This window comes from Mesorhizobium sp. M0761, from assembly GCF_040320205.1.
Lineage (GTDB): Bacteria > Pseudomonadota > Alphaproteobacteria > Rhizobiales > Rhizobiaceae > Mesorhizobium.
Map to the genome: position 1 here is coordinate 17473 of NZ_JAMYPF010000022.1, position 23836 is coordinate 41308.

General features: G+C 63.0%; 26 protein-coding genes. 12 read left to right on the forward strand and 14 right to left on the reverse strand.

The window, feature by feature from the left end; translation table 11 throughout:
• Positions 1-166 precede the first annotated feature (166 nt).
• Positions 167-964 carry a lytic murein transglycosylase gene (locus tag NKI32_RS26915; protein ID WP_353004450.1) on the forward strand — a complete coding sequence of 266 codons (798 nt, stop codon included), beginning with the start codon at positions 167-169 and terminating at the stop codon, positions 962-964.
• Between the two features lie 100 nt (positions 965-1064).
• Here NKI32_RS26915 and NKI32_RS26920 read toward each other — a convergent pair whose 3' ends face one another.
• From NKI32_RS26920 to NKI32_RS26930, 3 genes are all read right to left on the reverse strand, one after another.
• Complete coding sequence (locus NKI32_RS26920) at positions 1065-1529, reverse strand: hypothetical protein (protein ID WP_353004452.1); 465 nt, start codon at positions 1527-1529, stop codon at positions 1065-1067.
• A 45-nt stretch (positions 1530-1574) separates the two neighbouring features.
• Complete coding sequence (locus NKI32_RS26925) at positions 1575-1883, reverse strand: hypothetical protein (RefSeq protein ID WP_353004454.1); 309 nt, start codon at positions 1881-1883, stop codon at positions 1575-1577.
• A gap of 146 nt (positions 1884-2029) precedes the next feature.
• Positions 2030-3253 (reverse strand): argininosuccinate synthase, encoded by a 1224-nt coding sequence (locus NKI32_RS26930; RefSeq protein ID WP_353004515.1) that lies wholly within the window; start codon positions 3251-3253, stop codon positions 2030-2032.
• 189 nt (positions 3254-3442) lie between these two features.
• Between NKI32_RS26930 and NKI32_RS26935 the strand changes: the two genes are divergently transcribed.
• Positions 3443-4084, forward strand: coding sequence for a LysE family translocator (locus NKI32_RS26935; protein ID WP_353004456.1), 642 nt, complete (start codon positions 3443-3445; stop codon positions 4082-4084).
• Here the strand turns inward: NKI32_RS26935 and NKI32_RS26940 are convergent.
• The 5 genes from NKI32_RS26940 to NKI32_RS26960 all read right to left on the reverse strand — a co-directional run bounded on the left by NKI32_RS26940 (position 4056) and on the right by NKI32_RS26960 (position 7460).
• On the reverse strand, positions 4056-4523 hold the full coding sequence (locus NKI32_RS26940; protein WP_353004458.1) for a hypothetical protein: 468 nt from the start codon (positions 4521-4523) through the stop codon (positions 4056-4058). The two genes, NKI32_RS26935 and NKI32_RS26940, sit on opposite strands and share 29 nt — an antisense overlap.
• Positions 4520-5752 (reverse strand): dual-specificity RNA methyltransferase RlmN, encoded by a 1233-nt coding sequence (gene rlmN / locus NKI32_RS26945; RefSeq protein ID WP_353004461.1) that lies wholly within the window; start codon positions 5750-5752, stop codon positions 4520-4522. Before rlmN ends, NKI32_RS26940 begins: the two co-directional genes overlap by 4 nt.
• Positions 5753-5862: 110 nt before the next feature.
• Positions 5863-6366: an invasion associated locus B family protein gene (locus tag NKI32_RS26950; RefSeq protein ID WP_023671718.1), complete on the reverse strand. Its 504-nt coding sequence runs from the start codon at positions 6364-6366 to the stop codon at positions 5863-5865.
• A gap of 315 nt (positions 6367-6681) precedes the next feature.
• Positions 6682-7044 carry a YkvA family protein gene (locus NKI32_RS26955; RefSeq protein WP_352461003.1) on the reverse strand — a complete coding sequence of 121 codons (363 nt, stop codon included), beginning with the start codon at positions 7042-7044 and terminating at the stop codon, positions 6682-6684.
• Positions 7045-7163: 119 nt separating this feature from the next.
• Entirely contained in the window at positions 7164-7460 is a 297-nt protein-coding gene (locus NKI32_RS26960; RefSeq protein WP_023698863.1) for a 4a-hydroxytetrahydrobiopterin dehydratase, read from the reverse strand.
• A gap of 104 nt (positions 7461-7564) precedes the next feature.
• Here NKI32_RS26960 and NKI32_RS26965 point away from each other — a divergent pair, with 104 nt between their 5' ends.
• On the forward strand, positions 7565-8092 hold the full coding sequence (locus NKI32_RS26965; protein ID WP_023702599.1) for a low molecular weight protein-tyrosine-phosphatase: 528 nt from the start codon (positions 7565-7567) through the stop codon (positions 8090-8092).
• On the opposite strand, the gene thpR is transcribed toward NKI32_RS26965, so the two are convergent.
• A complete protein-coding gene (thpR, locus tag NKI32_RS26970) occupies positions 7996-8592 on the reverse strand; it encodes an RNA 2',3'-cyclic phosphodiesterase (RefSeq protein ID WP_023671722.1) in 597 nt (198 codons plus the stop codon). The genes NKI32_RS26965 and thpR overlap by 97 nt on opposite strands.
• Before the next feature lie 273 nt (positions 8593-8865).
• Positions 8866-9510 carry an arylesterase gene (locus NKI32_RS26975; protein ID WP_023671723.1) on the reverse strand — a complete coding sequence of 215 codons (645 nt, stop codon included), beginning with the start codon at positions 9508-9510 and terminating at the stop codon, positions 8866-8868.
• Between the two features lie 86 nt (positions 9511-9596).
• Here NKI32_RS26975 and NKI32_RS26980 point away from each other — a divergent pair, with 86 nt between their 5' ends.
• The 4 genes from NKI32_RS26980 to NKI32_RS26995 all read left to right on the forward strand — a co-directional run bounded on the left by NKI32_RS26980 (position 9597) and on the right by NKI32_RS26995 (position 14535).
• The gene (locus NKI32_RS26980; RefSeq protein ID WP_023683841.1) at positions 9597-10298 is read left to right on the forward strand and encodes an ABC transporter ATP-binding protein; all 702 of its coding nucleotides are present in this window, start codon (positions 9597-9599) and stop codon (positions 10296-10298) included.
• Positions 10298-12847: an ABC transporter permease gene (locus NKI32_RS26985; RefSeq protein ID WP_353004465.1), complete on the forward strand. Its 2550-nt coding sequence runs from the start codon at positions 10298-10300 to the stop codon at positions 12845-12847. Before NKI32_RS26980 ends, NKI32_RS26985 begins: the two co-directional genes overlap by 1 nt.
• Positions 12848-13086: 239 nt before the next feature.
• Positions 13087-13827, forward strand: a complete 741-nt coding sequence (locus NKI32_RS26990; protein ID WP_023671726.1) for a Bax inhibitor-1/YccA family protein — start codon at positions 13087-13089, stop codon at positions 13825-13827.
• A 117-nt stretch (positions 13828-13944) separates the two neighbouring features.
• A complete protein-coding gene (locus tag NKI32_RS26995) occupies positions 13945-14535 on the forward strand; it encodes a GNAT family N-acetyltransferase (protein ID WP_352515361.1) in 591 nt (196 codons plus the stop codon).
• Positions 14536-14653: 118 nt separating this feature from the next.
• Here the strand turns inward: NKI32_RS26995 and NKI32_RS27000 are convergent, their stop codons facing one another.
• The 3 genes from NKI32_RS27000 to acnA form a co-directional block, all read right to left on the reverse strand.
• On the reverse strand, positions 14654-15040 hold the full coding sequence (locus NKI32_RS27000; protein WP_023683844.1) for a DUF2794 domain-containing protein: 387 nt from the start codon (positions 15038-15040) through the stop codon (positions 14654-14656).
• Positions 15041-15650: 610 nt separating this feature from the next.
• Positions 15651-16430: a DUF1223 domain-containing protein gene (locus NKI32_RS27005; RefSeq protein ID WP_023671730.1), complete on the reverse strand. Its 780-nt coding sequence runs from the start codon at positions 16428-16430 to the stop codon at positions 15651-15653.
• A 349-nt stretch (positions 16431-16779) separates the two neighbouring features.
• Entirely contained in the window at positions 16780-19470 is a 2691-nt protein-coding gene (acnA, locus tag NKI32_RS27010; protein ID WP_352512817.1) for an aconitate hydratase AcnA, read from the reverse strand.
• A 285-nt stretch (positions 19471-19755) separates the two neighbouring features.
• Between acnA and ccmA the strand changes: the two genes are divergently transcribed.
• From ccmA to NKI32_RS27030, 4 genes are all read left to right on the forward strand, one after another.
• Positions 19756-20364 (forward strand): heme ABC exporter ATP-binding protein CcmA, encoded by a 609-nt coding sequence (ccmA, locus tag NKI32_RS27015; protein ID WP_353004467.1) that lies wholly within the window; start codon positions 19756-19758, stop codon positions 20362-20364.
• 229 nt (positions 20365-20593) lie between these two features.
• Positions 20594-21259 (forward strand): heme exporter protein CcmB, encoded by a 666-nt coding sequence (gene ccmB, locus NKI32_RS27020; RefSeq protein WP_352861442.1) that lies wholly within the window; start codon positions 20594-20596, stop codon positions 21257-21259.
• Positions 21260-21381: 122 nt separating this feature from the next.
• The gene (gene ccmD / locus NKI32_RS27025; protein ID WP_353004469.1) at positions 21382-21585 is read left to right on the forward strand and encodes a heme exporter protein CcmD; all 204 of its coding nucleotides are present in this window, start codon (positions 21382-21384) and stop codon (positions 21583-21585) included.
• Entirely contained in the window at positions 21582-22163 is a 582-nt protein-coding gene (locus NKI32_RS27030) for a DsbE family thiol:disulfide interchange protein (RefSeq protein ID WP_353004471.1), read from the forward strand. Before ccmD ends, NKI32_RS27030 begins: the two co-directional genes overlap by 4 nt.
• Before the next feature lie 184 nt (positions 22164-22347).
• Here NKI32_RS27030 and NKI32_RS27035 read toward each other — a convergent pair whose 3' ends face one another.
• Complete coding sequence (locus tag NKI32_RS27035) at positions 22348-22515, reverse strand: hypothetical protein (RefSeq protein WP_023671737.1); 168 nt, start codon at positions 22513-22515, stop codon at positions 22348-22350.
• A 286-nt stretch (positions 22516-22801) separates the two neighbouring features.
• On the opposite strand from NKI32_RS27035, the gene NKI32_RS27040 reads away from it, so the two are divergent.
• On the forward strand, positions 22802-23722 hold the full coding sequence (locus NKI32_RS27040; RefSeq protein ID WP_023671738.1) for an SMP-30/gluconolactonase/LRE family protein: 921 nt from the start codon (positions 22802-22804) through the stop codon (positions 23720-23722).
• Positions 23723-23836: the final 114 nt, after the last annotated feature.

Consider the following 23836-nt stretch of genomic DNA (forward strand, 5'->3'; position numbering starts at 1 on the left):
AGCGAATTCGCCTGCCCGGCGCCGGGCGTTTCGGCCACAATAAGCACTTGATCGTAAGCAAATTCCGCTGCATTGGCCAGGGTAGCGCCGGGGGTACGGTGACAATGGCGCGTTTCGCTGGCAAGTTCGCAACCGGGACGTGATTCAGGCAATCAGGAGAGAAAGCATGGCATTGCTTGCCAAGGGAAAGATTATTGCTGCCGCGGTGGTCGCGGTACTCGCGCTGGCGACGGGCGCGCAGGCGGCGGCCAGCTGCGGCAGGACCGGCGCGGGCTTCGAAGCGTGGAAGCAGGACTTTGCCGCGCAGGCCAGGTCCGAAGGTGTTGGTGGGAAGGGTCTGGCTGCTCTGGCCGGTGCCAGCTACGCGACAAAGACAATCTCCGTCGACCGCGCCATCCACAAGGCGTTCAGCGGTTCGGTGGACGCCTTCATGAAGCGCCGTGGCGGAGCTGCGATCATTTCCAGGGGCCGTGCGCTGAAGAAGTCGAATGCGGCGATGTTCGACAGGATCGAGAGCAATTACGGCGTGTCGCCGGGCGTGTTGCTGGCCATCTGGGGCATGGAAACCGGCTTCGGAGCCTCCCTTGGCAACCAGAACACCGTCTCCGCAATTCTGACACTTGCCTATGATTGCCGTCGCCCGGGGTTCTTTTACCCGCACGCCATTGCGGCGCTGAAGCTGGTCGATCGCGGCGCGCTCAGCGCCTCGTCGGTCGGCGCTGCGCATGGCGAGATCGGCCATACGCAGTTCCTGCCCGGCAATGTCCTGAAGTATGGCGTCGGCAACGGAAATCTGCGCGACAAGGCGACGGCCTTGGCTTCGACGGCCAACTTTCTCAAGGCTCATGGCTGGCGGGCGGGTGCGAGCGCGAGTGCGAATATGGGGGCCATCGCCGGCTGGAATTCCGCCAGCGTCTACCAGCAGGCCATCGCCCAGATCGCCGACGCGATCGACGGCAGCTGATAGAAACCTCTATTCGATGGAGAGCCCGGCCATGTGCCGGGCTCTTTGTTAATGAGAACGTCAGAATCCAATCGCTCGAAACGACTCCTGCACACTGCTCTCAATAATGCGCGTAGCCGCTCAACGGGCATTTTTGGGAGATGGGAACCTGGAAGGCGCCATCGACACCGCTGCAGTTGCGGTACTTGGACGTTCGCGGCGCGGTGGCTTTCGCCCTTGACCTGCCCTTAATGTCCACTCCTGTCGGTTGGTCCGCGTGCGCGTAGCCGCTTAACGGGCATTTCTGGGACGCGGGAATCTGGAAGGGGCCGTCAAAACCATTGCAGCTACGCAAGTTGGACGCCCGTTTCGTCTTGGCGCGCGTGGCAGCCTTTGGCCTGCCTTTAATGTCCACCGAGGTCGGTTGGTCGGAATGCGCGTAGCCGCTTAACGGGCATTTCTGGGACGCGGGAATCTGGAAGGGGCCGTCAAAACTTTTGCAGGTGCGCAACTGCGGTGCTGCCAGGGCCTGCGATCCGCCAAAGACGATTGCGGCCGAAAGCAAGAGAAAAATACTGGTCTTCATTGTCGAACTTCCTCTGCCCAGCACGTAATTTAGATCGGACCGCTGTCAATCGCCTTTGATGACCTTCCAGATGTCCGTGGACTGGTCGAACTGGAGGCGGTTTATGTCGGAGAAGGTCAGCCGGCCGCTCTTCATGGCATCGACAAGGCGCCGGCATAGCAAAGGCGGCATGCGTTCCAGGGAAACGCCCATGAAAGCGGCGATCTCGTGTTTGGCCGATATGTTCGATATGGCCACCTTGATGATGCAGCGCTCGTACGCCGCCTTGGGATACTCACTCACTTGCTCCTGTCCGGTTTGGCAACCGGCAAGCATGGCGGCCATTGCAGGCAACACTAAAAACCACGGCTTCATTGTCAAATGCCCCCATCGATCATGATGAGAGGCTAGATACGGCTGCGCAAATATCAAGCATTAAAAGGCGGGTACGTCTTTTGCAATAGTTGGGCGCAAATAAAACCAGGCATCTCCGCCGGGTTTTCCTGGAATAGTAGTTGGGCTCAACCCTTGCGGTTGCGCGCGGCCAGCGTCCTCAGCCGCAGCGCGTTGAGGCGGATGAAGCCGGCGGCGTCCTTCTGGTCGTAGGCGCCGCGGTCATCCTCGAAGGTGACCAGCGCGTCGGAATAGAGCGTCTTCTTGGATTTGCGGCCGGTGACCATGACATTGCCCTTGTAGAGTTTCAGGCGCACCGTGCCTTCGACGTCCTCCTGGCTCTTGTCGATCATCGCCTGTAGCATCAGCCGCTCGGGCGAGAACCAGAAGCCGTTGTAGATCAGCTCGGCGTAGCGCGGCATGAACTCGTCCTTGAGGTGGCCTGCACCCCTGTCGAGCGTGATCGATTCGATGGCGCGGTGGGCGACGATCAGGATGGTGCCGCCGGGGGTCTCGTAGACGCCGCGCGATTTCATGCCGACGAAGCGGTTCTCGACCAGGTCTAACCGGCCGACGCCATTGTCGCGGCCGAGATCGTTAAGCGCCGTCAGCATGGCGGCCGGCGACAGTTTCTTGCCGTTCAGCGCAATCGGATCGCCCTTCAAAAATTCGATCTCGATCTCGGTGACCTTGTTCGGCGCGTCCATCGGCGAGACGGTGCGCTGATGGACGAATTCCGGCGGCTCGCTCCACGGGTCTTCCAGCACTTTGCCCTCGGAGGACGAGTGCAGGAGGTTGGCGTCGACCGAGAAGGGCGCCTCGCCTCTTTTGTCCTTCGCCACCGGGATCTGGTGCTGCTCGGCGAAGTTGATCAGGTCGGTGCGCGACTTGAACGACCAGTCCCGCCACGGCGCGATGACCTTGATGTCGGGGTTCAGCGCATAGGCGGAAAGCTCGAAACGGACCTGGTCGTTGCCCTTGCCGGTGGCGCCATGCGCAATAGCATCGGCGCCGACCTCCTGGGCGATCTCGACCAGGTGTTTGGAGATCAGCGGCCGGGCGATCGAGGTGCCGAGCAGGTAGGTGCCTTCATAGACGGCATTGGCGCGAAACATCGGGAAGACGAAGTCGGCGACGAATTCCTCGCGCACATCGACGACGCGGATGTCCTTGATGCCCATCATCTCGGCCTTCTTGCGCGCCGGCTCCAATTCGCCGCCCTGGCCGAGATCGGCGGTGAAGGTGACGACTTCGGCGCCGAGCTCGGTCTGCAGCCATTTCAGGATGATGGAGGTGTCGAGACCGCCGGAATAGGCGAGCACGACCTTCTTGACGTCTTTTGTCTTGGGCATTGCTGAGGACATTTTGGCGGTTCCGCGCGATGAGTTTCGCGGGCGAGGTATCACGGCATTTCCGGCCAGCGCAAGGGATGAACGGGCGCCGGCCGCCGCAGCCGCTGGACCAGATGCCACGCCAGTCAGTTGCTGGCGTGAGCGGGGAGGCTGCGTTATAGACCGACGATCATTCGCCGGGGCCCACCGATGTCCTTCATTCCCGACACCACCACGCTGGTCCAGTTCGCCATCGCCACCATGATCCTGGCGATCACGCCGGGGCCGGATATGACGCTGTTCGTCTCGCGCACGCTGAGCCAGGGCCGCGCCGCCGGCTTTGCCTCGCTGGCGGGTGCTCTGTTCGGAACGCTGATCCACACAACTTTGGTGGCGGTCGGCATCTCGGCGCTGATCGTCGCCTCGCCAATGGCCTTCCTGGTGCTGAAAGTCTTCGGCGCCGCCTATCTGGTGTTCCTGGCCTGGCAGGCGATGACCAAGGGCTCGGCGTTTTCACCGCAGAAGAAGAACGGGCCGCAGATTTCGCTGTTCCGCAGCTGGGCCGCCGGAATCGGCGTCAATTTGCTCAACCCGAAGATCATCCTGTTCTTCATGACGTTTCTGCCGCAGTTCGTCTCGGCTCACGATCCGAACGCGCCGGGAAAACTGTTCTCCCTCGGCCTCATGTTCATCGTGCTGTCGATCCCGGTGACGGCGCCGATGGTGTTTGCCGCGGAAAGGTTCTCGGCGGCGATGAAGGCCAGCCCGCGGGTGACGCGGGTGGTCGACTACCTCTTTGCCGGGGTGTTTTCGGCCTTCGCGCTCAAGATCCTGACCGCTCAGGCGAAGTAGCGGCCTGCCACCAGCTTCCGGCCCAGCGGCCGGCGCTTAGCCAGTAGAAGATGCCGCCGACCGTGCCGCAGCCGATCACCGCGGCGATGGCGTGCGGTTTGGTGACGTCGAAATCCACGTTCTGATGAACGAAGCCGAGGAAGGCCGCGGCCACGACGCCGCCCGCGAGTGCATAGAACAGCCAGTCGCGGCGGCTGAGGACCTCGGAGATCAGGATTGCGACCACCGCCGGTATGAAAGCGAAATAGGCGACAAACAGCGCCACGAACGGAATCGAAAAATGGAGCGCCGTGGCCATCATCGGGTGCGCATCGTCCGGCTTATAACCGACGGAAGCCAGGAACAGCACGTTGAGAAAGGCGCTCGCCGCCAATGAGGCGACGACATAGCCGAACAGGATGACAGCGAAACGGAGGATATAGGCGAAGAGGCGGCTCACGCCTCGCCATGCCCCGCAATCATCATGGCTTCCAGCGCCAGGCGGTCGACCTTGCGCATGCGTTCGGAGTCGGATTTGAGCTGCCCGCAGGCGGCCAGGATGTCGCGGCCGCGCGGCGTGCGGATCGGCGAGGCATAGCCGGCATTGTTGATGTAGTCGGCAAATTTCTCGATCGTCTCCCAGTCCGAGCACTGGTAGTTGGTGCCCGGCCACGGGTTGAACGGGATCAGATTGATCTTGGCTGGAATGCCTTTGAGCAGCTTGATCAGCCCCTTGGCGTCCTCGATGGAATCGTTGACGTCCTTCAGCATCACATATTCGAAGGTGATGCGCTTGGCGTTGGACAGGCCGGGATAGGCGCGGCAGGCCTCGATCAGTTCCTTCAGCGGATACTTCTTGTTGATCGGCACAAGCAGGTCGCGCAGATCGTCATTGGTGGCGTGCAGCGAGATCGCCAGCATGACCCCTATCTCCTCGCCGGTGCGGAAGATCTCGGGCACCACGCCGGAGGTCGAGAGCGTAATGCGGCGCTTCGACAGCGACAGTCCGTCGCCGTCGGAGGCAATCAGCAGCGCCTTCTTCACCGCCTCGAAATTGTAGAGCGGCTCGCCCATGCCCATCATGACGACGTTGGAGACTTTTCTGCCCTCGGCAGGGACGATGGCGCCGTCGGGTGTGTCGCGGTCGGGGAAATCGCCGAGCCGGTCGCGGGCGGTGAGCAATTGCGCCAGGATCTCTTCCGCCGTCAAATTGCGCACCAGCTTCTGTGTGCCGGTGTGGCAGAACGAACAGGTCAGCGTGCAGCCGACCTGCGAGGAGATGCAGAGCGTGCCGCGGCCTTCTTCGGGGATGTAGACGGTCTCGATCTCGACCGGACGGCCGGCGCCGCGCGGCGGAAAGCGGAACAGCCACTTGCGCGTGCCGTCGGAGGAAATCTGCTCCTCGACGATTTCGGGCCGGGCGACGGTAAAATGCTTGTCGAGTTCGGCGCGCAGATCCTTGGAGATGTTGAACATGCCGGCAAAATCGGAGACGCCGCGCACATACATCCAGTGCCAGAGCTGCTGGGCGCGCATTTTCGCCTGGCGCTCGGGCACGATGCCGGCACTGACAATGGCTTCACCGAGCTCGGCCCGGGTCAGGCCGATCAGCGACGGCTTCTCGGGCGTGGCGCGAGCGCGCAACGCGTCGCGTGCGCCCTCAGTGGTGAGATCGAAGGAAAGGGTCATATCAGCGCCAATATAAGCGAATTGCGGCCGATTTCATCCATCGTGCCGAAAAGAAGCGCGGCGCATAGCACAGGTTGTGGCGAGAGTCATGCGGCGGGAACCGCGCTAGCCTACTTGCACTTGGCGATCGACGTCAGCGCGGCCGAGATGCCTTTCAGCGAAAACACATAGGTCGTCGGATTGCCGCGGCCGGACTTCGCCGAGACCTTCATGTCGGTGCCGGTCTTCATGGCGGCGATCAGCACCGGCTCTTCGGCGGCGTTCTCGACCCAGGCCGACTTGCCGCGGGTGAACATCGAGAACGTCTTCTTGTCGATGGTGACGGTGGCCTTGGAGCCTTCCTGGAATGTGTAGCCGGCGATGAATTGCGGCTCGTAGGACACTTGCTGGCCCGGCCGCTGGCTGACGAAGAAGAACATGTCGCCGTGATCGAGCGTCGGCGGCTGCTTGTCGGTCGGCACGGTGAGCACATAGCAGACCTTGCCGCCCTGCGCCTGGTAGCTGTAGGTGCCCCAGGCATTGTGCTGGCCGATCTTGGTCGCCTGCTGCGCCAGCGCCGGCGCGGCAAAGGCCACCAGGACCAGGCTCGAGACTAGTGCAATCAATCCGCGCATCGCTTTTCCCGTATTCCAAATGGTGCGGGGCAGGCCGGCTTGGCGTCCTGCCCGTCGCTTCATTTTGATTTAATCTGGGTTACCAAACGGTGAATTTCCCTCGGAAAAGGACATTCACCCATGGAAACCACCGCCATTTCCGCGCCGCTTCTTGAAAAAACGGCTTTCGCAATGTCCCTGCGGCGACTTGGAGGCCACGAAAGCGGCAAGAGTTTGACTTTTTGAACGGCCGCAGCGGAACCCGAAGCCAAGCCGCTATCGTCCTGTTTGAGCGGAGGATTTCTTCTGAACCCAGTTGCCAACGCGACCGCCGATTCAGCTCTTGTCGGCGATCGCCTCCTTGGCGGCCTTGCGGTGCGCAGGGGTGATATGGGCGCTTACGGCGGTGATCGCGGCGGTCAGCACGGCGATGTCGTCGGTGAAGCCGAGGCCGAAGACGAAATCGGGGATGACATCGACCGGCAGCACGAAATAGCCAAGCGCTGCCAGCAATATGCCCTTGGCACGCAAAGGCGTCTTCCTGTCGAGCGCGCAGTAATAGCCGGCGACGACCTCTTCCATGAACGGAATCTGCCGGGCGGCCTTCTTGGCCGTGCGCCAGAATTTGGCGCGCACTTCACTCTCGTCGCCGAGCTTGCTGCCGAAGCCGAAGAAATCAAAACCGGGCTGCTGCGCCATCAATCCTCTCCTTGCCGGCCGTCGCGCTACGCGTTGCGCGCGGCCGCCACGGAAAATGTGGTGAAAGTCCCGGTCCACTGCAAGAGGATGGCGCCGATTTGGCGTTGCCGCCCCAGCGTTCAGCCGCCTGCATACCCATTCATCTTCTTGGCCAGCGCGATGTCGAGCGCGGTGACACCGCCGGCATCATGGGTGTTGAGCGTCACGTCGACAGTCTTGTAGACGTTCGACCAGTCGGGATGATGGTCCATCTTCTCGGCGGCCAGCGCGACGCGGGTCATGAAGGTGAAGGCTTCGGAAAAATTCTTGAAGACAAAGCTGCGCTTGATGGAGGCGCCATCGGCTGCCTGCGACCAGCCAGGCAGTTCGGCCAGTGCGGCGGCGATGGCGTCCTTGCTGAGTTTCTCTCTCTTCATGATGATTTCCCGTGCTATCCCAGATATCGACCCTCACCATAATGCAAGTCGCCCAAAAGTCCTTTGCGTTTTGGGCTTCCAAATGCACGAACGGCGCATATCGAATGAGCGTAAAGCCGATAAATTCCATACTCTTCGTCTGCCTCGGCAACATCTGCCGTTCACCCCTGGCCGAAGGCGTGTTTCGCGCCGTGCTGGCGGAGCGCGGCCGCGACATGGTGCTGGACGATATTGTGCTGGACTCTGCGGCGACCGGCGGCTGGAACCTCGGCGAAGCGCCCGACCCGCGCTCGATCGCGATTGCGGCCCGCCACGGCCTCGACATATCAGGGCAGCGGGCACGCAAGGTCAGGCCGGAGGATTTTTCGCGCTTCGACCTGATCCTCGGCATGGATCGGCAAAATGTCCGCGACCTCAAGGCGTTGGCGCCGGCCGGTGCGCGGGAACGTATTCATCTCTTGGCAGAGTTTGCGCAGGGCAAAACCCGCGACGTGCCGGATCCCTATTATGACGGGGCCGAAGCGTTCGCTTCGGTCTACCGCATGATCCGCGAAGCGTCGGAGGCGCTGGCGACGAGATTGGTGGCGCGGGCGTCGACGCCGGAGAGCGGCCACGCCTCCTCGACAATGTAGGGACCGCCGCCGACCGAATCGCGCGACGACATCAGCACGAAGCGGCCGACGCGAAACGGTAGCGTCGCAAAATTGCCGCGCGCCGACAGGTACTGGGCGACGTCGAGCGGGCTCGAATTGCGCAAGCGTGCCAGCGTAACATGCGGGGTGAACTTGCGCGGGTCGGCGGGCAGGCCGAGCCGCTGGCAGATGCGGTCGATTTCGCTCTGCAGCGCCGAAAGGTCGGGCGAGGCGAAGACGCCGGCCCAGACGGCGTGCGGCTTCTTCTGGCCGAAAGCGCCAACTCCGGACAGGGTGAGCGAGAAGGATGGGCGGTGCACCCGGTCGAGCGCGTTGGCGATTTCGTCGGCGATATGGCCTTCAACGTCGCCGATGAAGCGCAGCGTCAGATGGTAGTTTTCGACATCGATCCAGCGGGCTCCGGGCAGGCCGCCCCTGAGCAGGGACAGCGAAAGAGCGGCGTCACGGGGTATTTCGAGGGCGGTGAAAAGACGCGGCATGGTGAGCCTCCCTTCCTCGAATCGAACTGTGCCCCTAGCGAATCATCGATAGTCAAACGGGGCAAGTGGTTTGTTGGTTGCAGGCATTTTTACGAACAGGCGCCTCCAAGCGATGAATAAGCACTATTGCCGTGCCGCCTCGGCGCTTGCATTACCCAGATGCTGCATATGCTCTTCGAGCGCAGCATGGATGACTCGGGTCATCGGCAGCCCGGTCTTTTGTTTCAAAGTTCGCGCGAGGCGAACGCCGCGTTATTCTCGTCAGGCCGGCGTTCAACCGCCACCCTCAACTGCCGCAATCGCCTTCTCCACGGCGGGCATGATGCGCTCGACCATCGCTGCGACGCCCTTCGGATTGGGATGCAGGCCATCCTCCAACTGCAGGCCGGACTGCCCGGCGACGCCATCGAGAAAAAACGGATAGAGCGGCACATCGTATTTCGCGGCCAGCTTTGGGTAGATCGCATCGAAGGCGTTCTGGTAGTCGGCGCCGAGATTGGGAGCGGCGCGCATGCCGGCCAAAAGCACCGCGATCTTGCGCGCTTTCAGCTTCGCCAGCATGTCGTCCAGGTTCTTTTCCGTAATGCTGGGCGAGACGCCGCGCAGCATGTCGTTGGCGCCGAGTTCGAGGATAACCAGCCTTGTCCCATCCGGCACCGACCAGTCAAGCCGCGCCAAGCCGCCGCTCGAGGTGTCGCCTGAAACGCCGGCGTTGGCGACGGTGACGTCATGGCCTTTGGCGCGCAGCGCAGCTTGCAATTTGTCGGTAAAGCCATCGCCAGGCCCGAGGCCGAAACCGGCCATCAGGCTGTCGCCGAAGCCGACGATGGTGAACGTCTCGGCGCGCACAGACGAAATGGCGCCGCAAAGGGTGACGAAAAGGACGAGCCCTGCGGCATTCAAGCGTTTGAAAGACATGTGGCAGCCCCCATATACCCGAGGAATTCTTCCGGCGACGGCTTCCGGCAAGCAGAGCCTTCATCCTGATATAGGACGCTTTAATTGTGACAGAAGCCGTCATCGAGCTGAAAGACGTATCCCTGACCCTTGGCCAAGGCGCTTCCTCAGTGCATGTGCTGAAACGCGTCAGCCTGGACGTGACGCGCGGCGAGGCGACCGGCATCGTCGGCCCTTCGGGGTCCGGCAAGTCGACCTTGCTGATGGTGCTGGCCGGGCTGGAGCAGGTCGATTCGGGGACGGTGCGGATCGCCGGCGAATTGCTGAACGGCAAAAGCGAGGACGAGGTCGCATCGTTTCGGGGCCGAAACATCGGCATCGTCTTCCAGTCGTTCCATCTCATTCCCAACATGACGGCGCTCGAAAATGTCGCGGTGCCGCTGGAACTGGCCGGCCATGCCGATCCGTTCGGTGTCGCGGCGCGCGAGCTGGCAGCGGTGGGCTTGAGCGACCGCGTCACCCACTATCCGGGCGAGCTGTCCGGCGGCGAACAGCAGCGCGTGGCGATCGCCCGCGCGCTGGCGCCGTCGCCGCGCATTCTCATCGCCGACGAGCCGACCGGCAATCTCGACCAGGCGACGGGGCGGCAGGTTGCCGACCTTTTGTTCGCCAAGGCGGCCGAGCGCGGCATGACCTTGGTGCTGGTCACGCACGATCCGGCCCTTGCGGCGCGCTGCTCGCGCCAGGTGTCGATGCGCTCGGGCCGCATCGAGGATGCGCCGGTAGCGCAGGTCAAGGTGCCGGCCTGATGCCACTGTCGCAGACGCTGAAGCTCGCGTTCCGCTTCTCGCTGCGCGAGATGCGCGGCGGGTTGTCGGGTTTCCTGATCTTCCTTGCCTGCATTGCGCTCGGCGTCGCTGCAATCGGCGGGGTCAATTCGGTGGCGCAGGCGATCACCGCAGGCGTTGCAGACCAGGGCCAGACGCTGCTTGGCGGCGACTTGCGCTTCCAGCTCAACCAGCGCGATGCGACGCCAGCCGAAAGCACCTTCCTCGACCGCCTCGGCACTGTGTCGCACAGCGCCAATATGCGCTCGATGGCGCGGCTGGATGACGGCTCCGACCAGGCGTTGGTTGAGGCCAAGGCCGTCGACGACGCCTATCCGCTCTATGGCGCGCTCGAGACCGCGCCGCAGCTTGGCAGAGAGGATTTGTTCGGCGAGAAATCAGGCGTCTTTGGCGCCGCCGCGCCCGACCTGTTGTTCGACCGGCTGAATGTGGAGATCGGTGACCGGCTGAAGGTCGGCAGCGCGACATTCGAATTGCGGGCCAGGCTGGTGAGCGAACCGGATGCGGTGTCGGACGGTTTCGGCTTCGCGCCGCGGCTGATGGTTTCGATGCAAGGGCTCGCCGCCTCTGGTCTGATCCAGCCAGGCAGCCTGGTCGAGAATGCCTACAAGGTTCGGCTGCCGGCCGGCGCCAGCGAGGCCGATCTCAAGGCCATCCAGGATCGGGCGGCGAGCGATTTCCCCGAAGCCGGCTGGTCGATCCGCACCCGCTCGAACGCCGCGCCGGCGCTGTCCTCCAACATCGAGCGCTTCTCGCAATTCCTGACGCTGGTCGGGCTGACGGCGCTGGTCGTCGGTGGCGTCGGCGTTGCCAATGCGGTGCGCGCCTATATCGACGGCAAGCGCGGCGTCATCGCCACCTTCAAGAGCCTTGGCGCCTCGGGCGGCTTCGTCTTCACCGTCTATCTCGTGCAGATCCTGATGATCGCCGGCCTCGGCATCGCGCTTGGCCTCATCCTCGGCGCCGCCATGCCGTTTGCTGCCAGCGCTGCGCTCCAGTCGGTCATTCCGGTGCCGGCTAAAGGCGGCTTCTATCCCGGTGTGCTGGCTCTTGCCGCGCTGTTCGGGCTGCTGGTGACGCTTGCCTTCGCGCTGTTGCCGCTCGGCCGCGCCCGCGATGTGCCGGCGACCGCGCTGTTTCGCGAAATGGGTTTTGAGGGCCGCGGCTTTCCACGCCTGCCCTATCTTGCCACGGCGGTCGGCATCGCGCTCGCTTTGGCGGCGCTCGCCATCCTGTTTTCCGGCGACCGGCGCATCGCCTTGATCTTCGTCGGCGCGACGGTCTTTGCCTTTCTGGTGTTGCGCCTGGTCGGTGCGCTGGTGCAGTGGGTGGCGCGCAAAAGCCCGCGTGCGCGCTCGGTCGCGCTCAGGCTCGCCATCGGCAACATCCACCGTCCCGGCGCGCTGACGCCGTCCGTCGTGCTGTCGCTGGGCCTCGGGCTAACGCTTTTGGTGACGCTGGCGCTGATCGACGGCAATCTCAGGCAGCAGATCTCCGGCAGTCTGCCGGAACGGGCGCCGAATTTCTTCTTCGTCGACATCCAGAATAGCGAGGTCGATGCCTTCTCGACACTGATCGGCAAAGAGGCGCCGAAGGGAACGCTGGTCAAGGTGCCGATGCTGCGCGGCCGGGTGATGGCGCTGAACGGCGTTAGTGTCGACAAGGCCAATGTGCCATCGGAAGGCGCATGGGTGCTGCGCGGCGATCGCGGCCTGACCTACGACGCCAAACAACCGGCCAATGCGACATTGACCGAGGGCAGCTGGTGGCCGGAGAACTACAGCGGCGAACCGCTGGTCTCGTTCTCCAACGATGAAGGCAAGGCGCTCGGCCTGAAGCTCGGCGATACCGTCACCGTCAATGTGCTCGGACGCAATGTGACGGCCAGGATCGCCAATTTCCGAGAGGTGCAATGGGAGACGATGGGCATCAACTTCGTCATGGTGTTCTCGCCCAACACTTTTGCAGGCGCGCCCCATGGCTGGCTGGCGACGCTGACCGAAAAGGATGCCACGGCAGCAGAGGATGCCCGCCTGCTCAACGCCGTCACCCGCGCCTTCCCGGCGGTGACGACAGTTCGGGTCAAGGACGCGCTCGATGTCATCAATCGGCTGGTCGGCCAGCTCGGCACGGCGATCCGGGCCGCGGCCGGCGTGGCGCTTATCGCTTCGGTGCTGGTGCTGGCCGGCGCGCTCGCCGCGGGAAATCGCGCCCGCATCCACGATGCCGTGGTGCTGAAGACGCTGGGCGCCACGAGGCGCACGCTGATCGCGGCGTTTTCGCTGGAATACATGCTGATCGGCCTGGCCACCGCGGTGTTTGCGTTGGCTGCCGGCGGCATCGCCGCCTGGTACATCGTTGCCCGCATCATGACGTTGCCGTCGCATTTCATGCCGGAGGTGGCAGTGGCGACCTTGGTGTTTGCGCTGGTGATCACGGTCGGCATCGGCCTTGCCGGCACCTGGCGGGTGCTCGGGCACAAGGCGGCGCCGGTGCTGCGCGACCTCTAGGCCCCAAACGGCAAGGTTGGCCGAATCTGCCGTTTCCGATTAAATCTTGGTAATGTGCAGTCATGGAAGCCCAAGAAAACCGGCTTCCGGAGATTCACCAAGCGTTGCAGCCCGTTACGGTCTTGTTCTTGACGTCAAGAACCATCATATTTCGCCACAGGCATGCTGGAGCCCCGCCAGCGGCGCCCAGGTCCGAAAGGGCCTGACACCGTACGGGGCAGAAGCAACAGAGGATTCCAATGGCTGAGCCCATTCGCAACTACCAGACTTCGGCCGTGCCGGGCGCGCGCGCCGACATTGACCAAGGCCTGCGCACTTACATGCTCAAGGTCTACAATTTGATGGGGCTTGGCCTCCTCATCACCGGCGTCGCCGCCTGGGGCGCTTTCCAGCTCGCCGTCACCGGCGACGGACAGCTGACCGCTTTCGGCACGCTGATCTATGCCAGCGCCTTCCGCTGGGTGGTCATCCTGGCTCCGCTCGCCGCCGTCTTCTTCCTGTCGTTCAGGATCCAGTCGATGAGCGTGGCCGCGGCGCAAACCACCTTCTGGGTCTATTCGGGCCTGGTCGGCCTGTCGCTGTCGACCATCTTCCTGGTCTACACCGGCGCGTCGATCACCCAGACCTTCTTCGCCACGGCGGCCGCCTTCGGCGCGCTGTCGCTCTACGGCTACACGACCAAGCGCGACCTTTCGGCCTTCGGCTCGTTCCTGGTCATGGGCGTGGTCGGCCTGGTGATCGCCATGCTGATCAACATTTTCCTGCAGTCGTCGGCGCTCGGCTTCGCCATCTCGGCGATCGGCGTGCTGATCTTCGCCGGGCTCACCGCCTATGACACGCAGACCATCAAGGAAATGTACTACGAAGGCGATCAGGCCGACGTTGCCGGCCGCAAGGCGATCATGGGCGCGTTGAGGCTATATCTCGACTTCATCAACCTGTTCATGTTCCTGCTGCAGTTCATGGGCGATCGCCGCTAGGCGGTCTTCCCATCAGGCCACTGGACCAGCTGATATCAAGAGGGCGGCCAACGGCCGCCCTTTTCTTTTGTGCCGGCCTTTGCTGTCATGGAGGCAGATGAATCGTCTGCATAAATCATGAGCACTATTTCCATCCGCGCGGCCTTGGAAGGCGACCTCGGCCGAATCACCGAGATCTACGGCGATGCCGTGACGCATGGCACCGCGAGCTATGAGCTGGAGCCGCCCAGCCGCACTGAGATGGGTGGGCGCTTCGACAGCCTGATGGCGGGGGGATTTCCCTATCTGGTGGCGGAACGAGATGGCGCGCTGCTCGGCTACGCCTATGCCGGCGCGTTCCGGCCGCGCCCGGCCTACCGCTTCATCGTAGAGGATTCCGTCTATGTCGCGCCTGATGCGAAGGGCCAGGGCGTCGGGCTGCTGCTGATGCAGGCGCTGATTGAAGCCTGCCGTATGGCGGGCTTTCGCCAGATCGTCGCGGTGATCGGCGACGGCCATGCAGACAGCGCCTCGGTGCGGCTGCATGAAAAGCTCGGCTTTCGCCATTCCGGTCGCCTGGAAGGCTCGGGCTACAAGCATGGGCGCTGGCTTGACACGGTGTTCATGCAGCTGTCGCTGAATGGCGGCGTAACGGTTCCGCCCGATCCGCATTCGCTGCCGGAGCGGAAGTTTCGTGAGAGCCTGAGGAGGGGAATTGAGGAGAACTGAAGAGAACTGAAGAATTGAGGATCCGAATAGCTGAGAACAAACCCGGCGGTACTTCGACCGTTACATCCTCTTTTTTCAATTCTTCAATTCTTCAGTTCTTCAATTCCCCAATTCTCAATTAGGCCTGGACAATCTTCAGCTTAGCATCGAAGACGTTGAGCACGCGACCGAGTTCCTGGCCGCGCTTGAGGATTCGGCCGCCGGCGGCGATGACGGCGAAGGCGCCTTGCCGGCGCGCCAGTTTCGGATCCTTGACGATCTGGAACAGCGGCACTTCGCTGGCCCGGCGGAAGACTGAAAACACAGCCCGATCAGACAGATGATCGATGGCATAGTCGCGCCATTCGTTGGCGGCGACCATGCGTCCGTACAGCCTCAGGATCTCATCGAGTTCACGCCGGTCGAAACGGACCGGCTGGTCGAGGCGTTCGCGTCGCGCCTCGTGCAGCGGGATCAATATTGCGGATGCGTCCCCATCCTCCGTCCCACCGCTGCGATCGGTCATCCCGCGATCCCTTTGAAAATGAATCTCGCTTGCAGAAGTTGGCGTGTTCGCCGTGGAATTGCAAGGCCCGGCTAACCATCCCGGGACCGCGCTGTTTTCGCAACGTCCAGTCACTTTTATAAAACGCGGTGTTTGAATTGGTGATGCCTCGCCACATTTCCGCCCTTTTTTATCCGCGCTCATGCCCCAATGTCCGACGAATTTACCGGCGTTGCCTGAGACGGTTCGGTCCGGCACCGGCTCGTAAACCCCAAGCCCCCCGCCCACGGGTCTGCGTCGGATCGAACCAACCTCGGACTTTCCTCAGGGAGAGACCGGGTGCGACGATCCCAAAGCCTAAATGACCGACGTCAGAAGCAAGCTGACGTCGGTTTTTTTGTTGGGCGGCGCCAGACACTTGTCGTCGTGATCCTTCACACCCCCCTCTGTCCTGCCGGACATCTCCCCGCAAGGGTGGAGATCAGATTTCGCGTTTGCTTTCGCCAATCTCAAACGTGGGACAGGATGGCGGATGTGGCGAAGCTGCCAATCTCCCTCCTTGCGGGGGAGATGGCCGGCAGGCCAGAGGGGGGTGCTGTCCCGCCGATATCAAAAGGTATGGACCAGCCTCTTAAGGCTTGTGAATAAACGCCGCGCCCAGAATAGGCCCCGGCAGGCCGTCCTTGCCAACCGATTGCAGCAGCACGGCGCAGCCGCCTTTCTTGGCGATCTCGGTCATCGGCAATTCGTAGCGCTGCGCCTTGCCGTGCCACATGCCGGCGGTCTGGATGCCGGTGACGGCGTTCCAGTAGGTCATGCTGCGGCCGGTGTTCTCGCCCTTGGCGATGGTCACCGTCTGCGGTGGTTCGAAATAGACGATGACGACATGGGCGTCGCTCGGGCCGCTACCGGCGTCGCCGGCATCGATCATGACGCGATCGCTGGTGCGGCTGACCTTGACGCTGACCCGCATGCCTTCACCGGATTTCTCCATGCGGGCAAGCGCGCCGTCGACCTCCTTGCGGCTGGCGCCGTTGACATGGCTGCGACCATTGATGACGGCTTGCGGCGTGTAGACGGAGCGGGTGCCGAAGGCGCGCATATAGTCATATTGCCGGTCGGTATTGTCCTTGCTGCTCAGCGTGTCCTGCCAGCCGAGATAGTCCCAGTAATTGACGTGGTAGGCGAGCGCGACGACGTTGTCCTTGGCCGCCAGCTCGGCAAAGAAAGCGTCCGCCGGCGGGCAGGAATTGCAGCCCTGGCTGGTGAACAGCTCGACCACGCCCAAGGGCCTGTCAATCTGCGGTTTGTCGGTCTGGGTCGTTCCCGATTCCTCGGCGAACCCGGTCCCGGCAAGCGCCGAGAAGGCCAGCGCAAAAGCCGCAAGCCGCAGAGGTTGTCGAGGTGCCATGATCGTTCCGATTCCCGCCGGTGACGCCGGCCTTGTTCTGGTTGCCCAGATTTGTGGCAGAAGCGACAGTCAACGGGAAGTCACGTTGCGGTGAAATTTTTGCTGCCGCAACCATGGGTATGGCATCACAGGGGGAGCACTTCACCGCCCGGTTCGATCGGGAGCATGGCATCAGGAGCGTGGGGCAGATCTTGCTGAGCCCAGCCGGTTTTTACTCCTGTCGTACAGGGCGGGGCTTCGATCGGGTCGGGCAATGCTTTGGAAAGACTGGGAGTAGGGAGTAGGGAGTAGCGAGTAGGGGATGTCGTTCCCCGCTACCGCCCAATCCCTACTGCCTAAGCCCTGGCCGCTACGCGGCCAGATCGCGCAGCACGTATTGCAAAATGCCGCCATTCTTGAAGTAGTCGAGTTCGTCCAGCGTATCGATGCGGCAGATGATCGGCACGTTCTTCACGGTGCCGTCGCCATAGGTCACCTTGGCGATCATCGTCTGGCGTGGCTTGATGGTGCTTATGCCGTCGATCTCGACCAGCTCGTCACCCTTGAGGTTGAGCGAGGCCCATGAGGTGCCTTCCTCGAAGACGAAGGGGATGACGCCCATGCCGACCAGGTTGGAGCGATGGATGCGCTCGAAGGACTGGGCGATGACGGCACGGACACCGAGGAGATTCGTTCCTTTAGCTGCCCAGTCGCGCGAGGAGCCGTTGCCGTATTCGACGCCGGCGAAGATGACCAGCGGCACGCCTTCCTTTTTGTATCTCATCGCCGCGTCGTAGATCGATTCCTCTTCCTTCGACGGGTAGTGGATGGTGTAGCCGCCCTCGCGGCCGTTCTCGCCCAGCATGTGGTTGCGGATGCGGATGTTGGCGAAGGTGCCGCGCATCATCACCTCATGGTTGCCGCGCCTTGTGCCGTACTGGTTGAAGTCGGCAACGCCGACGCCATGGTCGGTGAGGTATTTGCCGGCCGGGGAAGCGGCCTTGATCGAACCCGCCGGTGAGATGTGATCGGTGGTGATCTTGTCGCCGAACAGGCCGAGCACGCGCGCGCCCTTGATGTCGCCGATCTTGCCGAAACCGGAGGTCATGCCGGCGAAATAGGGCGGGTTCTGCACATAGGTCGAGTTGTCGTCCCAGGCATAGGTCTGGCCTTCCGGCGCCTTGACGTTCTGCCAGTATTCGTCGCCCTTGAAGACGTCGGCATATTTGCGGGCGAACAGCTCACGTGTGACGTTCTTCTCGATGAACTCCTGGATCTCGGCCGAACTCGGCCAGATATCCCTGAGATAGACCGGCTTGCCGTCGCGGCCTTCGCCGAGTGGCTCGGTGGTCAGGTCCTTGGTGACGGTGCCGGCCAAAGCATGGGCTACCACCAGCGGCGGCGACGCCAGATAGTTCGCCTGCACGTCAGGTGAAACACGGCCTTCGAAGTTGCGGTTGCCGGAGAGCACCGCGGCGGCGATCAGGCCCTTATCGTTGATGGTCTTGGAGATCGGCGCCGGCAGCGGGCCGGAATTGCCGATGCAGGTGGTGCAGCCGAAACCAACCAGGTTGAAGCCGATCTGGTCGAGCTCCTTCTGCAGGCCGGACTTTTCCAGATATTCGGCGACCACCTGGCTGCCCGGCGCCAGCGAGGTCTTCACCCACGGCTTCTGCTTGAGGCCGAGCCGGTTGGCGTTGCGCGCCAAGAGGCCGGCGCCGATCAGCACGCTCGGGTTGGAGGTGTTGGTGCAGGACGTGATGGCGGCAATGACGACATCGCCATGGCCGAGATCATGCTCGGTGCCTTCGACGGCATAGCGCTTGTGGATTTCGGCAGCCTTCTTGTACTCGGTCTCCATCGCCTTTGCGAAGCCGGCCGGAATGCCTTCGAGCGGAACGCGGCCTTCGGGGCGCTTGGGACCTGCCATCGACGGCACGACGCTGTCGAGCTCGAGTTCGAGCAGGTCAGTGAAGACAGGGTCGGCCGAGCCGGCGTCACGCCACATGCCTTGCGCCTTGGAATAGGCCTCGACCAGGGCGATGCGGCTTTCCTCGCGGCCCGACATTGTGAGATAGCGGATGGTCTCGCCGTCGACCGGGAAGAAGCCGCAGGTGGCGCCATATTCGGGCGCCATGTTGCCGATGGTGGCGCGGTCGGCCAGCGTCATGTTGGACAGGCCCGGGCCGAAGAACTCGACGAACTTGCCGACGACGCCCTTCTTGCGCAGCATCTGGGTGACGGTCAGCACCAGGTCGGTGGCGGTGATGCCCTCCCTGAGCTTGCCGGTAAGGCGGAAGCCGATGACTTCGGGCAACAGCATGGAAACCGGCTGGCCGAGCATCGCCGCCTCGGCCTCGATACCGCCGACGCCCCAGCCGAGCACGCCAAGGCCGTTGATCATAGTGGTGTGCGAATCGGTGCCGACGCAGGTGTCGGGATAGGCGGTCGTTTCGCCGTCTTCCGTGTTGGTCCAGACGACCTGACCGAGATATTCGAGGTTGACCTGATGGCAGATGCCGGTGCCGGGCGGCACGACGCGAAAATTGCGGAACGCCTGCTGGCCCCATTTCAGGAATTTATAGCGCTCTTCGTTGCGCTCATATTCGAGCTCGACATTCCTGGCAAAGGCCAGTGGCGTGCCGAATTCGTCGACGATGACGGAGTGGTCGATGACGAGGTCGACCGGCACCAGCGGATTGATCTTCTGCGGATCGCCGCCGAGCGCCTTGAGGCCGTCGCGCATGGCGGCAAGGTCGACCACCGCCGGGACGCCGGTGAAATCCTGCATCAGGACACGCGCCGGGCGATAGGCGATCTCGACGCCGGCGGTGCCCTTGTCGGTCAGCCAGCCGGCAACAGCCTGGATAGAGTCCTTGGTGACGGAGCGGCCGTCTTCATTGCGCAAAAGGTTTTCCAGCAGCACCTTCATCGAATAAGGCAGCTGGGCAATGCCGGTGAGGCCGTTCCTCTCGGCCTCGACCAGATTGTAATAGACATAGTCCGCGCCACCCACGGTGAGGGTGCGGCGGCAATTGAAACTGTCGAGGGATTTTGACACGTGCGGTCCGTCCTTGTCTGTTCAGCCTGAAAGGGAACGGACGCCGATGGGCATGCAATCACGCGCAAAGGTGCGGGTACGGCCATTTCCGCTGTCCGTTCCCAGCCAACCCGAGCCGTTCAAGGCGGCGCGTGCGCTGGTTCGGCGCAAATTCTGTTCCCGTGCCGACCGCTGGCACGGATGTCCCGCATATAGAGAATTTTCTGGAATAGTTCTAGACAGTTGCGGAGCAAATTTGTGCGATGCGGCAGCTATCGCGCGGTAAAGTTTTCGGGACGGGCAGGCATGCGGCTGATTGCCGAAAATCTGGGTGGCGAACGCGGCGGCGAGACGGTCTTTTCCGGCATCGGGTTTGCGCTCGACAAGGGCCAGGTGCTGGTCGTCACCGGGCCGAACGGTTCGGGCAAATCGACGCTGCTCAGGGTCATCGCCGGGCTGCTGCGGAAGGTGCAAGGCGACGTGCGCATCGAGGGCGGCGGCGAGACGTTTCCGACGATCGCTTCGGCGGTCCACTATCTCGGCCACCTCAATGCAATGAAGACGGCGCTCAGCGTGGCGGAGGATCTGCGCTTCTGGCGCGATTTCAACGGCGATGGGCAGTTGGGTGTCGGAGAGGCGCTGGAGACGGTTGGTCTCGGCGGCATCGGCCATCTGCCTTTCGGCTATCTGTCGACCGGGCAAAGGCGGCGCGCGGCAATTGCGAAATTGCTGGTCAGTCATAAGCCGCTGTGGCTGCTGGATGAGCCGACGGCCGGGCTGGACAAGGCTTCGGAGGCGCGGTTTGCGGGGCTGATGACGAGGCATTGCGCGGAGGGCGGGATTATTGTCGCGGCGACGCACCTGCCGCTGGGATTGGATGGGGCGAAGGAATTGAGGATGGGAGCAACAGGGTGATGCCGGCATTCCCGCCCACCCCCCTCTGCCCTGCCGGGCATCTCCCCCGCAGGGGGGGAGATCAGATGTCATGCCGGCTTTCGCCAATCACCGGCATTGAAAAAGAGGCGTCAGCAGTGGAGCTGCCAATCTCCCCCCTTGCGGGGGAGATGTCCGGGAGGACAGAGGGGGGTGTGAAGGAACGCCACCTTCGGCAAGATGGCGATCAAACCGCAGGCGCGGCTTGGCAATGCTAGCCCTCTTCCTGCGCGACATCCGCCTCTCCGTCCGCGCCGGCGGCGGAGCGCTCACCGGCGTCATCTTCTTCCTCGCCGTCATCGTCACCATCCCCTTCGGTGTCGGACCGGACCTGAAGCTGCTCGCCCGCATCGGTCCGGCGATCCTTTGGATCGGCGCTCTGCTCGCCTGCCTGCTCGGCCTCGACCGGCTGTTTCAGGCCGATCGCGAAGACGGTTCGCTCGATCTTCTGGTGCTGGGCAATGACCGCCACATGCTGGCGTTGACGGTGCTGGTGAAGTGCCTGGCGCATTGGGCGGGCAGCGTTCTGCCGCTGGTGGTTGCGGCACCTCTGCTGAGCCTGTTCATGAACATGGAGCCGCTCAGCATCGGCGCCACCGCGCTCACGCTGCTGGTCGGCACGCCGGCGATCACTTTCATCGGCGCGGTCGGGGCGGCGGTGGCGGTGGCGCTGCCGCGTGGCGGGCTGCTGATCTCGGTGCTGGTGCTGCCGCTGACGATCCCGGTGCTGATCTTCGGGGTGTCGGCGAGCTACGGCGCGGTGGCCGATCCTGATCCGTTCCTGCAGCCCTTCCTCATTCTTGCCGCGCTGACGCTGTTTCTTGCCGTGCTGGGTCCGGTGGCGGCAGCACTGGCGCTGCGGCATGGAACGGACTGATATGACCGCTGCGGCGCGACGATCAATTGCGAAGCCCCAGCCGCAAAGCTAAGAAAGCCGCAAAGCCATGGGAAGGCCATGATCGAGCACGACGAAGTGACGGTGGAAGGGGAGCGAAGCGCATGAGTGCACACGCACTCTATGTCGCGGCCGCCTATGGCATCACGGCGATCGTGCTGGCCGGGCTGATCGGCTGGATCCTGCTCGACCAGCGGACCCGCAAGCGCGAACTGGCAGACCTCGAAGCGGCCGGCGTGCGGCGTCGCTCGGACAAAGCCGGTATGGGGGCCAGCACTGGGACCGGCACCGGGGCCAGCAAGCCATGAGCACGGAAAGCGAAACGCCGGCGTCGCCGCGCCGCCGCCTGATCGTGCTGATGCCGCTGCTGGTTTTTCTCGGCCTCGCCGGATTGTTCCTGTCGCAGCTTTTGTCGGGACGCGATGAGGCGGCAGTGCCGTCGGCGCTGATCGGCCTGCCGGCGCCGCAGACCAACCTGCCGGCGCTGGAAGGATCAAACCTGCCCGGGCTGGATTCAAAAGCCTTCGCCGGCAAGGTAACGCTGGTCAACATCTTTGCATCGTGGTGCGCGCCGTGCCGGGAAGAGCATCCGGTGCTCCTGGCGCTGTCGCAGGACAAGCGCTTCGTCATGGCCGCGCTAAACTACAAGGACCAAGCGCAAAACGCGCGCCGGTTCCTTGGTGATCTCGGCAATCCGTTCCAGGCGATAGGTGTCGACCAGGCCGGCCGCACGGCCATCGACTGGGGCGTCTACGGCGTGCCGGAAACCTTCGTCATCGGCAAGGACGGCAAGATTGCCTACAAGCATGTCGGGCCGCTGACAGGGGAGTCGGCGAGGGATGTTCTGTTGCCGCAGATTGAAAAGGCGCTCGCGGCACCGGGCTGACGTTGGCGCCATGCCCCCTCATCGGGCCGCTACGCGCCCCCTCCTCCCCGTGAGGGAGAAGAGGGAAGCATCGTTACAGGCTAGCTCCTCTCCCCGAGGGGAGAGGTCGGATTGCCCGAATTGCTCATGCAATTCGGTTTGGCAATCCGGGTGAGGGGCGGTGCCCTGCTGACGTCTGAAATGCTCAGCCGTAGATCTGCCTGTGGACCTGGTAGAGCATTTCCGAGCGGTCGGCGCGCAGGTCGGCCAGATCGCGGCTCGTCAGGTTTTCGATTTCCGCGACGAGGCGGTTGTAGTGGCGGCGCTTGGCCATCGAGGTGCGCGCGCGGGAGAAGAGGTTGTCAAAAGCCATAGCAAGGGTCCTTTCGTACCGCATATCAGCGGTGAATTTGTTCCTCCCTTGGTCGTTCGCAACATGACATAGGAATGGTGCGATGCAAAAAGAAGATGTTGCAATGCACCATTGCGCAGGGCGCATAGCAGGTTAATACAGCGCTAACAGCACCATAAACGGCCGGGCAGGCTGGCGGGCCATGCCGGCCGGGCACCTTTTGTCTTACAATTGCGCCTGCGCCACCTTGCCATCGCGCCCGCAGGCTGGCTTGATCCGCGGGTCACGTGATGCCCGGAGGAAATGCATGGCGACCGCAGACTATTACGAAATTCTCGATCCACGTTTCGCGCGGCTGTTCAACGGCAACGCCCAGGTGGAAAAGCTGTTTACCGGATGTCAGTGGGCGGAAGGGCCGGCCTGGTTCGCCGCCGGCCGCTATGTCGTCTGGTCCGACATCCCCAACAACCGCATGCTGCGCTATGACGAGACCGACGGCAATGTCAGCGTCTTCCGTCAGCCCTCCGGCAATTCCAACGGCAACACCGTCGACCGCCAGGGCCGACTGGTGACGTGCGAGCATTCCGGCCGCCGCGTCAGCCGCACCGAGCATGACGGTTCCGTCACCACCATCGCGGCCGAATGGAAAGGCAAGCGGCTGAATTCGCCCAATGACGCGGTCGTGAAATCCGACGGCTCGATCTGGTTCACCGATCCGAGCTACGGCATCGACACCGACTATGAGGGCGACAAGGCCGAAAGCGAGATCGGCGCTTGCAATGTCTACCGGGTCGATCCGGATACGGGCGAGGTCGAGGCCGTCATCACCGACATGGTCCGGCCGAACGGGCTTGCCTTTTCACTGGATGAAAGCCAGCTCTATGTCGTCGACACCGGCCGCACCCATGGCGCGCAGAACCCCGCGCATATGCGGGTCTTCAACGTCGGCAAGCACGGCAAGAAGGTCTCGGGCGGGAAGGTGTTCGCTGACTGCACGGCCGGCCTATTCGACGGCTTCCGGCTCGACGAGGCCGGCCGCATCTGGACCAGTGCCGCCGACGGCATCCATTGCTACGATCCCGACGGCACGCTGATCGGCAAGGTCAAGGTGCCGGAAGTGACCGCCAATTGCGTGTTCGGCGGCAACAAGCTGAACTGCCTCTACATCGCCGGCACCACGTCGCTCTACATGGTGCGGCTGATGGTGAACGGGGCGAAGACGTATTGAGGCTGCTGCAAACGCTTCTCTGGCGGCCTTGATGGCGTTTCTGCGCCTGCCGGCGGCGCCTGTTGCGCTGCGGCCGCCGGAACCACCGCCAAGCGGTTCGCCGGAGCGGATTTC